This window comes from Desulforhabdus amnigena (genome assembly GCF_027925305.1).
Classification (GTDB): domain Bacteria; phylum Desulfobacterota; class Syntrophobacteria; order Syntrophobacterales; family Syntrophobacteraceae; genus Desulforhabdus; species Desulforhabdus amnigena.
The window spans coordinates 1,678,734-1,691,765 of record NZ_BSDR01000001.1 but is presented as its reverse complement, the minus strand read 5'-3'; the positions used below and the strand labels follow the sequence as shown (position 1 = coordinate 1,691,765).

General features: G+C 55.3%; 9 protein-coding genes. 7 read left to right on the top strand and 2 right to left on the bottom strand.

Annotated elements, in window-relative coordinates; all coding sequences use genetic code 11:
- The first annotated feature begins 58 nt into the window (after positions 1-58).
- Positions 59-2,395: an FAD-dependent oxidoreductase gene (locus tag QMG16_RS07280; protein ID WP_281793312.1), complete on the top strand. Its 2,337-nt coding sequence runs from the start codon at positions 59-61 to the stop codon at positions 2,393-2,395.
- A 293-nt stretch (positions 2,396-2,688) separates the two neighbouring features.
- Here QMG16_RS07280 and QMG16_RS07275 read toward each other — a convergent pair whose 3' ends face one another.
- Together QMG16_RS07275 and QMG16_RS07270 are read right to left on the bottom strand one after the other, a co-directional pair.
- Positions 2,689-4,398 carry a L,D-transpeptidase family protein gene (locus QMG16_RS07275; RefSeq protein WP_281793311.1) on the bottom strand — a complete coding sequence of 570 codons (1,710 nt, stop codon included), beginning with the start codon at positions 4,396-4,398 and terminating at the stop codon, positions 2,689-2,691.
- 559 nt (positions 4,399-4,957) lie between these two features.
- On the bottom strand, positions 4,958-6,667 hold the full coding sequence (locus tag QMG16_RS07270) for an SH3 domain-containing protein (protein WP_281793310.1): 1,710 nt from the start codon (positions 6,665-6,667) through the stop codon (positions 4,958-4,960).
- Between the two features lie 367 nt (positions 6,668-7,034).
- Here QMG16_RS07270 and QMG16_RS07265 point away from each other — a divergent pair, with 367 nt between their 5' ends.
- Genes QMG16_RS07265 through QMG16_RS07240 form a run of 6 tightly spaced genes read left to right on the top strand, consistent with a single transcriptional unit; the run spans position 7,035 to position 13,019 of the window.
- The gene (locus QMG16_RS07265; RefSeq protein ID WP_281793309.1) at positions 7,035-7,634 is read left to right on the top strand and encodes a TetR/AcrR family transcriptional regulator; all 600 of its coding nucleotides are present in this window, start codon (positions 7,035-7,037) and stop codon (positions 7,632-7,634) included.
- A 44-nt stretch (positions 7,635-7,678) separates the two neighbouring features.
- The gene (locus QMG16_RS07260) at positions 7,679-8,842 is read left to right on the top strand and encodes an HlyD family secretion protein (protein ID WP_281793308.1); all 1,164 of its coding nucleotides are present in this window, start codon (positions 7,679-7,681) and stop codon (positions 8,840-8,842) included.
- On the top strand, positions 8,842-9,786 hold the full coding sequence (locus QMG16_RS07255) for an ABC transporter ATP-binding protein (RefSeq protein WP_281793307.1): 945 nt from the start codon (positions 8,842-8,844) through the stop codon (positions 9,784-9,786). The genes QMG16_RS07260 and QMG16_RS07255 overlap by 1 nt, the downstream gene beginning before the upstream one ends.
- On the top strand, positions 9,770-10,756 hold the full coding sequence (locus QMG16_RS07250) for an ABC transporter ATP-binding protein (RefSeq protein ID WP_281793306.1): 987 nt from the start codon (positions 9,770-9,772) through the stop codon (positions 10,754-10,756). Before QMG16_RS07255 ends, QMG16_RS07250 begins: the two co-directional genes overlap by 17 nt.
- Complete coding sequence (locus tag QMG16_RS07245; RefSeq protein ID WP_281793305.1) at positions 10,753-11,886, top strand: ABC transporter permease; 1,134 nt, start codon at positions 10,753-10,755, stop codon at positions 11,884-11,886. Before QMG16_RS07250 ends, QMG16_RS07245 begins: the two co-directional genes overlap by 4 nt.
- A 2-nt stretch (positions 11,887-11,888) precedes the next feature.
- A complete protein-coding gene (locus QMG16_RS07240; RefSeq protein ID WP_281797058.1) occupies positions 11,889-13,019 on the top strand; it encodes an ABC transporter permease in 1,131 nt (376 codons plus the stop codon).
- Positions 13,020-13,032: the final 13 nt, after the last annotated feature.

The following is a 13,032-nucleotide window of genomic DNA, read 5'->3' as shown; positions in this document are numbered from 1 at the left end:
TTTCTCGGGATATGAACCGTTCGATCATGGGCTGTCCAGCTGATACGGAGAATTTGTTATGGACTATCAACAGGTTTGTCGGATTTCCGGTATGGAAAACGGCCATCGCATTGAATCGCGCATATTGGAGGAGCGCATTCAGAAGGCGGTGGCAGAGGGATACCGAAATCTGGAAGTGGAGGCCTACGGGCAACACGGCATCGGCGGGCGGCTGTGGAAGGCCGGCGAAGAGAAAGTTTATGTAAAAGTCAAAGGTTCTTCCGGACAGCGTGTCGGGTCGCTGGGGTTTCCCAATACGCTTATCGAGTTGGAAGGGCCTGGATCGGACGACGTGGGATGGTTGAATGCGGGAGCCGATATCATCGTCCACGGCAATGCCGGCAATGGAACATGCAATGGCATGGCCCAGGGAAAGGTCTATGTGGCGGGTAACATCGGTGCCCGTGGTATGACCATGACCAAGCGCAATCCCCGCTTCGATCCTCCCGAACTCTGGGTGCTGGGCTCGGTGGGGGATTACTTTGCCGAATTCATGGCCGGTGGCATCGCCGTCATCTGCGGCCACAACCCTCAGATGCCCGACAATGTCATCGGTTACCGTCCCTGCGTGGGAATGGTCGGCGGGAAAATTTACTTCAGAGGACCCTGCAAGGGGTACAGCCAGGCCGATGCCAAGCTGATCCCTCTTCCAGATGAAGATTGGGATTGGCTGGTAAAGAATCTTGAAATCTATCTGGAAGCGATCAGACAGAGTGACCTGCTGCCTCAACTTTCCCGGCGTGATGAATGGCAACTGCTGGCAGCCAGGACTCCGCAGGAAAAATTTGCCCGGCCGAGAAGTTCCATGAGTGCCTTCCGTGCGGAAGTCTGGGACAAGGAGTTGGGCAAGGGGGGATTGATCGGAGACTTGACAGATCTTGACCGGAGCCCGATTCCTGTCATTACCAGCGGAAATCTGCGCCGCTGGGTGCCGGTTTGGGAAAACCGCAAGTATGCGGCACCCTGTGAAGCCAGTTGTCCCACGGGCATTCCCGTTCATGAAAGATGGCGTCTCGTGCGCGAAGGCCGTACAGACGAGGCCGTCGACCTGGCCCTCAGTTATACCCCCTTTCCGGCCACCGTGTGCGGGTATCTTTGCCCCAACCTGTGCATGCAATCCTGTACGCGTCAGACGGTGAAAATGCCTTCCGTGGACATCACTCAACTGGGCAAGGCCAGCGTAAAAGCCAGACTGCCGGAGCTGCCGCCTCTTTCGGGAAAACGGATGGCCGTCATCGGTGGTGGGCCCGCGGGTATTTCCGTGGCCTGGCAACTGCGGCTGAAGGGACATGAGGCCGTTGTCTACGATATGAGCGAAAAGCTGGGCGGTAAAATTTCCGCGGCCATCCCCGGTTCGCGAATTCCCGAAGATGTGCTCAATGCAGAACTCGAACGCATGCGGAAAGTGCTGCCTCATGTTCACCTGCAGCAGCGTTTGACTCAACAGGACATCGACGCCCTCAAGGTCGACTACGACTTTATCGTGATTGCCGTGGGGGCCCAGAAGCCCCGTGTCATCCCCATGCCCGGCAAGGAACGGCTGATTCCGGCTCTCGATTTCCTGCGCCGGGCCAAGTCCGGCGAGGCTCAGGTGGGCAGGAAGGTGGTGATCATCGGTGCGGGGAACGTGGGCTGCGATGTGGCCACCGAGGCACACCGCCTTGGAGCTCAAGACATCACTCTCGTGGACATTCAACCGCCTCTTTCTTTCGGCAAGGAACGCATGGCCGCCGAGGCGATCGGCGCAAAGTTCCGCTACCCCTGCTTCAGCAAAGCCGTCACGGAAGAGGGACTGGAGCTCACTTCGGGTGAGGTGATTCCCGCGGATACGGTCATCATTTCTATCGGGGATGTGCCGGACTTGAGCTTCCTTCCTGAAAACGTTCGCGTGGAGCGCGGGTTCATCAAGGTCAACGACATCAACCAGACCACCGACCCGCAAATATTTGCCATCGGCGATGCAGTGAAACAGGGGCTCATTACCGATGCCATAGGAGCGGGCCGAAAGACGGCGCAATTCATTTCAGAGATCTTGGAGGGCAAACGCCCCAAGGGTGACGCGCGTCAGATGATTCCGTATTCGCGGGTCAAACTCGAGTATTTCGACCCCCGTTTGCTGGGTTTTGAGGGTGTAGAGAGCTGTGCATTCCAGTGTTCATCGTGCGGCGCCTGTAGAGACTGCGGGATTTGTGAATCCATTTGTCCTCAGACGGCCATTTCAAGAAAAGAAGTTCCAGGGAGCCGTGACGGCTTTGAAATGGTGGTGGATCCTGAACGGTGCATCGGCTGTGGTTTCTGCGCCGGGGCATGTCCCTGCGGGATCTGGGACCTGGTTGAAAACGATCCCATCGATTGATGGATGGGGTTTCATGAAGTGAAATCCTTCCCGGACTTTCCCGATCCGTTTTTTCGGATGGGGCGGTCCGGGAACCTTCCCCTGTCGCTAAGTACTGGTCTTCGTAATTACGCAGCCGTTTACCCATACGTTTTCGTAGGAGCGGCATCCTGCCGCGACAAAGAAGTAGCTGCGTATTTATGGTGATCCAGTATAAGAACCTATCCAGAAACCACCTGTGGACTTTGCGACACCCCCCTTGAGGGGGGAATTAAAGGGGGGTGTCGCTGCCGAGGTAGGTTTTTGGATAGGCTCTAAGCTTTCCTGCTTTTCGTTTCGTTCAAAGCCTGCCACAAAACCTGGTCCCGGTCGTAAATATCCTGCCCGAAATGGATCTGCCCGTCTTCGTCAACCCAGGCCGTCCAGTATTGAATGTGAACCATCCATGGGCGAGGAAGGGAGACGATACGTCTTTTTTTCGATGCGATGATGTTTTCGATGCGGTCCCGTGTCCACGCAGGGTCGTCTTGCAGCACCAGCAGTGCCAGATCCAGGGGTTTCTCCACCCGTATGCACCCATGGCTCAGGGCGCGGTGATGCCTTTTGAAAAGATAGCGGTTGGGCGTATCGTGCAGGTAGACTTGAAAAGAGTTGGGAAACATGAATTTGATATTTCCCAGGGCGTTCCAGGGACCGGGAGACTGGCGAATGCGATACGGGAAGCTTTGAGCCGACACGCTGCTCCAGTCGACAGCCCAGGGGTTTACAGCCTGGGGCGGGTTGCTCCATCCCGCCAGCAGTTCATAATGATTGCTTGCTAGATAGCCCGGGTTCCGCTTGATTTCGGGCAAAAATTCTTTCGTGGCGATGCTGCGCGGAACATTCCAGTAAGGGTTGATTTCGAGATAGGTCATCTGTTCGCTGAAAACGGGTGTTTTCTGATAATTCTTCCCCACGATCACCTTCATGGACAGGACCTTCCGTTGATCCTGCCACGCCTGCAAGGAAAAAGATGCCGTATTGACGATCACATCCCGTTCTTTCCACTGCCTCGGAAGCCAGCGCCATCTTTCCATGTTCAGATAAATCTGCTGGAGACGCTTTTCAGCCGGTACATTGAGTGCTGCAATAGTACCCGGCCCTACGATTGCGTCCGCTTCCAGGCCGTTGAGCGCCTGAAACTTCTTGACGGCAACAACGAGGCTGGGGTCAAAGGTATCAGGATCGCGAGGGTCTTCTGCCAGAAGATGCCCGCCGGCCCTCAGGCGTTCCCGCAGAAAGGGGATTCGAGCATCATGATCGCCCGGTCGAAGGGGTTTGCCTGGTGGGAACATGGGCCATCCGCCGGCGGAAACAGTTTTTTGCAGTTTCTTGCCCGCTTCCATGAGATCCCAGTATTCCTGATGGGGCGGGGCAAAGCGGCGAAGGGTCGCTTTCAGGTCTCTGTGTTTTACGAGGTCTTTCAAGCCTCCGATGACGTCGGCCTTGTTTTTTTCGGAGAGCCACTGGGGATAGAGACGATTGGGATCGACCTTACCGGAGGAAAGATGGGAGGCGTAGATCAAGAACGCGTCGGTCATGAGGATATCGAGGTCTGCGAGATCTCTTGCGGGGATAGGGTGATGGTTTTGTGTGATGGTCTGAAAATTCTTCACCATGGCCTGCATACAGGAGAAATGGTAGTCCTCGGGGTCGAGGCCGTGTTCGTTTGCTGCCTGCAGATAGGCGGGCAGAGCTCTTCCCAAATCGTTCAGCCTGTCGGCATCGACCCAGATGGGAGCGTAAGCCCTCTCTTTATAAAATTGTATCAAATCAGTGCCGGCGTGAATGGCCTGGCAGTCGAGCTCCATTGTGGCGGTTCCTTCAATTTTTCCAATCCTGCCACGCAGTTCTTCTGTAACTCTGCTTTCGGCCAGAGCCGCTGAAATCGATACGGGAAATGCGAAAAAAGTGATGAGGGTCAACAGAACGAAGAGCAAACCATTTTTCTTGAGTTCTTTGATTCTTTTCTTTGAGGATTTCATGTTTTTGCCATCATCTCCTGAAAGTTAGCGGGAAAAAGCCCATGAAGGCTGTTGTTGAGGATAAATGCCGCCTGAATACGTGAGAATGCAGGGCAGGGAAAACCCACCTGGCAATTCTTACAAAAGGAAGTCCGGGTGGATCAAGCACAAAGATGAAGTTTCGGAAACCCCGGAGCTGTTGCCGAGGGGCAAGAGGGGGCTTGGGGGAGGCTTGGTGTCTGCCATGGCAGACACCAGGTTCCTTATTGCGGCATTGTCACATTAACCCCCATGATCCGGTGGGGGCACAACGAAAAATAGGCAAAGAGATGCAAGGCAATAGGGAAAGTGGGAAACTCTCTTGAAAAGCGATGTTATCATGAACCATCAGCCATCAGCCATCAGCCATCAGCCATCAGCCATCAGCCATCAGCCATCAGCCATCAGCTATCAGCCATCAGCTATGAGCCTTTTTTTCATATAACCATGGAGGCACGGAGAAGCACAAAGATTTCATTAGAAAGTCTTTCTCTGTGTTCTCTGGGTCTCTGCGGTTCAGATAAAATCCGGCAATGTCAAGTTATGCATGAAGCCAGAAGGCGAACTCGGCGAATGTAACGTCCTTCCACCAGTCGCGTTTGCCGGTGCCGTATCGGAAATTCGTCGTTCCGGCCTGGCTCTGCAGGGGGGCAATCACCTCCCCATCGGCGCTACGGCGGGCGCTGTGGCTTTCGGTCTCGGGCACAACCGCGACGATGTGACCGGAGAGACCATCGTTCTTGCGGCGAGCGACTATGAGGCCTACGGCACCCTGGTTCACCTCCAGCTGCAGTTTGCTGAGCGTCCCTGTCTGCCGCCAGCCGAACCGCAGGCCGAAGTCCCGCAGCCAGCGGAAAAGATCGTTGGCACGTTGTTCATCGATGGTCTTTCCATAGAGCGGTTCGACGGCCTTTCCTTGAGCCAGCGCCTCGACTGCCGCAGACGTCCACCAGACGCGAGGCAGGTAGCACCCGGCAAGGAAGCAGTAGTCGTGCGCGTAGATGTTGCAGAACGTGAGACCTCTTTGAGGTTGGTATCGTTTGTGGGTGGGGTTGTCCACGGCCAGCCAGTCGATGATGGTGGCCAGTTCGGCACGGCGCATCTCGGCTGTGTCGCCTTTGCGGCCGGGTTGGCCGCTTTCGTTGAGCGAGTGGGCGCTGGCAGGCGCCGTGCGCTTCGTTACGCTGCCCGGCTTGCGGGGCATGTAGACGGCCGTGACGCCGGTGTCAGGCGAGATCGGCGCAGGAGCCGCGACCGGCACTTCAGCTGCGCCCGGTGCCGGTTTAAGGTACTCGGCGAAGACGTAGCCATGGATGAGAGCGCCATTCAGGCTTGTCTCCACCTCCAGGAAGCCGTTTTCCTTCTTGTTGGTGACTGTGCGGATGAGGTGGCCGTCGGGGAGCTTCGCGACCACATTGGCCGTGGTGTTGCTCGGAGGGATGACCGGTTCTCGACGCACATTCAGTAGCGTCTCGAGCACGTCCACCACATAGAGCTTCCCGGTGGCCGTTACCGGCGTGGGAGGCGGCACGGGGGCGGTGCCCGGCTCCGGGGCCGCGAAGGGAGCCGGGGAAACGGTATCCACCGTTACTGTTTTGGAGAGGCGAATGAAGTCGAACACCGATTCGCCGTAATACTTGTGTCCGTCGAAGTACCCCTGCTTCAGCCCCTTCGAGGGTGTGAAGCGGCCGGTATTGTACGCGATGGCAACGGCCGTCATCTCATAGTCCGTCAGGGTTGCCTTTCCCTGCCAGCCGAGCTTTTTTAACTTTGATTTCAGTTCCTCGATGGCCTTGGCCAGGCAGACACCGAAGTCGGCGTAGCGCTTTTGTAGAAAGTAATCGGGGTCCACCAGGAAGAACTGGAGGTCGTACTGGAATATGCCGAAGCCGTGGCAGAACTTGTTAGGGTTGGACGCGGCGCCCTGGAAGGCGGGGATATACTTTGCCAGATCCAGCAAGGCCTTGCGAGCGATGTCGAACATCTCCCGGCCGTTCGGCTTTGCGATCAGGTCGGCCTTGGTCCTGGGAAAAGCTCGTCGTCCCTTGTCGGCGTCCAGGGTGTCCCCCACGCACAACGCCAGCACCTCGGGGGGCTCGAGCTGTTTGCGGAGGATGTTCCAGATATAGCCGGTCTCCTGGCAGGCGATAGCAGTCAGCATGTCTAGCGTGAACGGAGTGTCTTGCACGGCAGCTTCTATCTTGCTTTGAAACTGACTCTTGAACCAACGGATGGCATCGGCGTTAGGCATGGCAAACCCTCCTGTTTTGTTGTGGTTGGTCGAAGTAAGGTTTCTCCTCCAAGGCCAGCCATTCTTCCTATTTAAGCTTGATGACGCTCTGGTTTGATGAGGTCGGGAAAAGTTGGATTTGTGCGCGTAGCGTCCTTGCACCTGACTTCCGCACCATTCCCTTTCATGGAGAAGATGTGCTCCTTTTGATGCTGATAATTATGCGGATTGCTCTTGGCAAGCGGTTTTCGATATTCTACTCGCGTCTTTTGCAGTGAGAGTTGGAGAAGTCCTATGTCAAGGGCTGACCCCCTGATACATTTCTTGCTTGACAAGAGAGAAATCTTATAACACCTTTGATGTGAATTTAAATTCACATGGAGTCTGTATGAGTCAGGAAAAGCTGGGTACCGAAGTTCGTCGCGAACAAATTGTTCAGGCTGCATTGAGCGTCATAGCCAGTGAGGGGATGCAGGGACTCAAGGTGAATGAGCTTTCCCGCCGTGTAGGGATCGTTCCTTCCGCCATATACCGTCACTTCAAAGGCAAAAGCGAAATCCTGGATGGTGTGCTGGACCTCATCGAAGAGAGGATTCTTGAAAACGTGAAAATCGTTTGCGCTGAAACGGACGACGCCTTTGAGAGGCTGAAAAGCCTCCTGCTACGGCATGTGCAGTTGATCCTGGATTATCAGGCTATTCCGCGCATCATCTTTTCCGAAGATGTCCTGGCTGGCCGAGCGGAGAGAAAATCGAAGCTTTGCCGCATCCTCGGAAAGTATCTCGACGAAGTGGCTTCCATTGTCCGCCGGGGACAAGAAGAGGGAGTGATCCGTCCGGACGTGTCGCCTGACACGGCCGCGCTCGTGTTCATCGGGTTGTTTCAGCCGGCCGCATTTTTCTGGCATTTGACCGATGGCAACTTTGACGTGAAGGGTCAGGCGGAAAATGCTTGGCGAATCTATGGCGACGGAATGCGTAAAGAGTAAAAGATGCAAACGTGATCTGAAAGAACATGCTTCAGCGAGGGGCGATGATGCAAGCCAGGAAAAAATGGATTGTTCTGCCGGCGATTCTCCTGATCGTGGTGGTACTTGCGTACTTTTTTAAATGGGAAAAGGCTGCTCACGACAAAAATGTTCTTCACGTTTCAGGAAATATCGAGGTGACCGACGCCGAGGTGAGCTTCAAAATTCCCGGGCGGGTTGAAAAACGTCTGGTTTCCGAGGGAGAAATCATCCGGGCGGGCCAACCGGTTGCCATACTCGACAGTACCGACCTGGTCCGGGAAGTGGCCCTGCGCAAAGCGGAAGTCGAGGCGGCCAAGGCCGCACTCGCTGAACTGGAAGCGGGTTCCCGTCCGCAGGAGATCGCCCAGGCTGAAGCGGCCGCTCACAAGGCTGAAGAGAAGCTCAAAGAGATGCTTGCAGGTTCCCGGCCGCAGGAAATCAGGGCTGCGGAAGCCTCCGTGAGCCAGGCCCGGGCGGATGTAGAGCGGCTGAAGTCCGACTACGAACGGCAGGTCCAGCTCTACAAGCGGGAAGTGATTTCCGCTCGGGAATTCGAGGTCACTCAAGGGGCTTACAAAGCGGCAAGTGCAAGACTGGCCGAGGCTTCGGAACATTTGAAGCTGGTTCGGGAGGGGCCGCGCAAGGAAGAGATCGAACAGGCTCGTGCCGCTCTGAGAGAAGCCAGGGAGCGGTTTGACTTGGTCAAAGCCGGGCCTCGCCAGGAAACCATCGATCAGTCCAGGGCCCGGCTGAAACAGGCCAGGGAAGCTCTCGCTCTCGCAGAAATACGCCTGGGTTACGCCAGGATTGTTTCACCCCTCTCGGGTGTCGTCCTTTCTGAAAATATCGAATCTGGGGAATATGTCTCCGCTGGGACTCCCATTGTAACGGTGGGAGACCTGGTGAACGTCTGGCTTCGAGCCTTCATCAACGAGACGGACCTCGGAAGGGTCAAGGTCGGGCAGCCGGTTCGCGTCACCACCGACACCTATCCGGGGAAAGCTTATGAAGGGTATGTTTCCTTCATTTCCTCGCAGGCGGAGTTCACTCCCAAGAATGTGCAGACAGAAAAAGAGCGTGTGAAGCTCGTCTATCGCATCAAGGTGGATATTCAAAACCCGGACATGGAATTGAAGCCCGGCATGCCTGCGGATGCGGACATTTCTCTCGACCGGGAAGTCAGGTGATGGATGCCGTAAGAGCCGAAGCGCTTACAAAGTCTTTTGCCGGTGTGAGGGCCGTGGAAAATCTCACTTTCTCGGTGGCGCAAGGTGAGGTTTTTGGCCTGGTAGGGCCGGACGGAGCAGGCAAGACCACCACGATGCGTCTTTTGGCGGCCATCATGGATCCCTCTTCGGGCGATGCCTGGGTCCTGGACCGGCATGTCGTGAAGGATGCGGAAGCCATCAAGGAAGAAATCGGGTACATGAGCCAGAAATTCGGCCTCTATCCCGATCTCACGGTCATGGAAAACATCAGCTTTTATGCGGATATCTATGGGATTCCCCGCAAGGGGCGGCAGGAAAAAGTGGATCGCCTTCTTGCCTTCAGCAATCTCACCCCTTTCAAAAAACGTCTGGCCGGAAACCTCTCCGGCGGCATGAAACAAAAGCTCGGCCTGGCATGCGCCCTCATCCATACGCCGAAGGTCCTCTTTCTCGACGAACCGACCAATGGGGTCGATCCTGTTTCCAGGCGGGATTTCTGGCGCATTCTCTATCAACTGGTCAAGGAAAAGGTCACGATCTTCGTTTCCACTGCCTATCTCGACGAAGCGGAACGCTGCAACCGCATCGGCCTCATCCACCAGGGAAGGCTCCACGCCATCGGGGCTCCCGAGGAAATCAAGAGTCTCATGGCAGGAACCATCCTGGAGATTCGTTCTTCGAACTCAAGAGCGGCTTCCCACTTGCTTCGGGAGCATTTCGGGCCCGGCTCTGTGGGGCTTTTCGGAGACCGCATCCATTTGGTCACTCAAGACCCTGAGGCATCCAGAAGAGAGGTGGAGAAGGTTTTTGCCCCGGCCCATCTGGAGATGATTGCCGTCCGTATCGTCGAGCCGAGCCTGGAGGACGTTTTCGTGTCCGTTCTCGCGGTCCGGAATGGAGTCCGGCATGACAAATCCCTCTGAGCTCCTTTTCTCCGGAAATGCAGTGGAAGTGAAAGATCTGGTGAAGCGGTTTGGAAGCTTTGTGGCCGTGAATCACATCAGTTTCGAAGTGGGGCGTGGCGAAGTGTTCGGTTTTCTGGGGCCAAACGGTGCGGGCAAGTCCACCACCATTCGCATGCTTTGCGGCATTCTGTCTCCTTCCGGGGGCATGGGGAGCGTGGCGGGGTTCGACCTCTTGACGCAAGCGGAGAAAATCAAACATCATATCGGCTACATGAGCCAGAAGTTTTCCCTCTACGATGATCTGACGGTGGAAGAGAATATCGACTTCTACAGCGGCATTTACCGAATCCCTGCCGGGAAAAAACAGGCCCGCAAGCAATGGGTTCTCGATATGGCCAATCTTACCGAACACCGGTCATCCAAGACATGCAACCTTTCGGGCGGGTGGAAACAGCGGCTGGCTTTGGGGTGCGCCATTTTGCACGAACCTCCTATTCTCTTTCTCGATGAACCGACTTCGGGAGTGGACCCCATGAGCCGCCGTCAGTTTTGGGACCTCATTTATGAGCTTTCCGCCGGCGGGGTTACCGTTTTCGTGACCACCCACTACATGGATGAAGCCGAATACTGCGATCGGCTCGGCCTGATCTACCGCGGAGAATTGATCGCTCTCGGAACTCCCCAGGAACTCAAGACGAATTTCATGCGCGAGGAGGTTCTCGAGGTCCTTTGCGAAAGGCCGCAGGACGCCATGAGCCGGGTGGAAGAGATCCCCGGAATCAAGGAAGTCGCTCTTTTCGGCAAGGGGCTCCATGTGGTGGTGGAAGAGGGGGATAAGGCGATAGGCTCCATTGAAAGCCTATTGAAAGAGATGGGATTCCGGTTTTCCCGCATAGAAAAAATCGTTCCCTCTCTCGAGGACGTGTTTGTTTCCCTCATCGAAGCGCGTGACCGCCTGGAACGGCCCCAGGAGGAGGTGAAACGATGAAGCCTCAGCGCGTTCGGGCCATTGCCCGCAAGGAATTCATTCATATCGTGCGTGATCCGAGAAGCCTCGGAATGGCCATAGCCATTCCCATGCTGTTGCTGCTCCTTTTCGGTTACGCCCTGACGCTCGATGTGGACAACGTGCCCCTGGTGGTCTGGGATCAGAGCGAGACCCCCGTGAGCCGGGAATTTATAAGCCGCTTCAGTGATTCGCGTTATTTTTCCATTCGCGGGTCGCTTCGAAACGATCAGGAGGTGGATTACGCCATCGATTCGGGTGAGGCCCTGATGGCTCTCACCATTCCCACGGATTTTGCCGAACGCATCGAATCGGGGCGTCCTGTTTCAGTGCAGTTGGTCGTGGATGGCAGCGATTCCAATACCGCAACCATCGCCATCGGTTATGCCGAAGTCCTGGTCCAGATTTATTCTCAGCAGGTTGCTCTGAAAGAGATCCGCCGCAGCGGGGGAAGGACGCTCGCTTTGCCCGTGGATATGCGGCCCAGGATCTGGTTCAATGCGGACATGGAGTCGAAAAATTACATCATTCCTGGACTCATCGCCGTCATCATGATGGTCATTGCATCCATCCTCACGTCCCTCACGGTTGCCCGCGAGTGGGAACGCGGGACCATGGAGCAGCTCATTTCGACACCGATCAAGGGGCATGAACTGGTGCTTGGAAAGCTTCTCCCTTACTTCATCATCGGGATGTTCGATGTTCTAGTGGCCGTCCTTATGGGGGAATTCCTGTTTCATGTTCCTCTCCGTGGGAGTGTGTTTCTGCTCTTTGCCATGGCGGCCATTTTTCTGACTGGGGCTCTTTCCCTCGGCATGCTCATCAGTATTGTCACCAAGAGCCAACTCATTGCCAGTCAACTGGCCATGGTGTTGACGCTGCTGCCCGCATTTCTCCTCTCGGGGTTCGCATATGCCATCAGCAACATGCCAAAGCCGATCCAGGTCATTACCCATGTGATTCCCGCCCGATATTTTGTAGCTCTCCTCAAGGGGATTTATCTGAAGGGGCTGGGACTCGATATTCTCGGAGCGGAAGCCGGGCTCCTGACGGTTTTCAGTGTGGTCATGGTTCTCCTTGCCAACATCAAATTCAGGAAAAAACTGGTGTAGTGATGTTTGAACGTGTCAGACAGATGCTCATCAAGGAATTCTTTCAGGTCCTGCGTGATCCGAAGTTGAGGATCATCATTTTTCTGATGCCGGTCATTCAGGGGCTGGTCTTCGGATATGCGGTCACTACGGATGTTCGCCACATTCAGACAGCGGTTTACGACCTGGATCACAGTGTGGCCGGTCGGGAGCTCATCTCCCGTTTCGGGAATTCCGGATATTTCGACATTGTGGAATATGCTGGAAATGCGGGTGAGTTTCAGGCACTGGTGGATACGGGGAAGGCCCAGGCTGTGCTGCACATCGACAGCGGCTACCAGGGGGACTTGGATGCGGGGCGACCTGCAGCGTTCCAGGTCATTGTGGATGGAACCGATTCCAATACGGCCGGCATTGTCCTCAATTACAGTTCCAAGATTGTCACGCAATATTCCCAGGATGTTTTGAAGGACCGCCTCGTTCGTCTCCAAGGTGTTATGCCTGAATTGGGATTGGTGGAATTGAAAACGCGAGCCTGGTTCAATGAAAACCTTGAGAGCCGCAATTATTATGTTCCGGGCGTTATCGCCATTCTGGTCACTCTCATCACTTTGATGCTCACGAGTATGGCCATTGTGCGTGAAAAAGAGATCGGGACCATGGAACAGATCCTGGTGACACCCATCACGCCGCTGGAGTTCATTCTCGGAAAAACGGTCCCTTTTGCCCTCATCGGGTTCATCGACGTCACGCTCATAACCGTTGTGGGCATATTCTGGTTCGATGTGCCCTTTCGGGGCAGCCTGCTTTTGCTCTTCTTTTCGACGGCCCTGTTTCTCATGACCACTCTGGGAGTGGGGCTTTTGATATCGACCGTCAGCGAAACCCAGCAGCAGGCCATGATGAGCACTTTTTTCTTTTATTTTCCGGCCATCCTTCTTTCAGGTTTCATGTTTCCCATTGCCAATATGCCGGTGGTGATTCAGTGGCTCACCTATTTCAATCCCCTCCGCTATTTTCTGGTGATCGTTCGCGGCATTTTCCTCAAGGGGATCGGGAGCGATATCCTATGGCCGCAGATGGTGGCGCTGGCGATTATAGGGGTTCTCACGCTGTGGCTGGCATCGCGCAGGTTCAAAAAGACGCTGGCTTGAATGGTGTTTCACT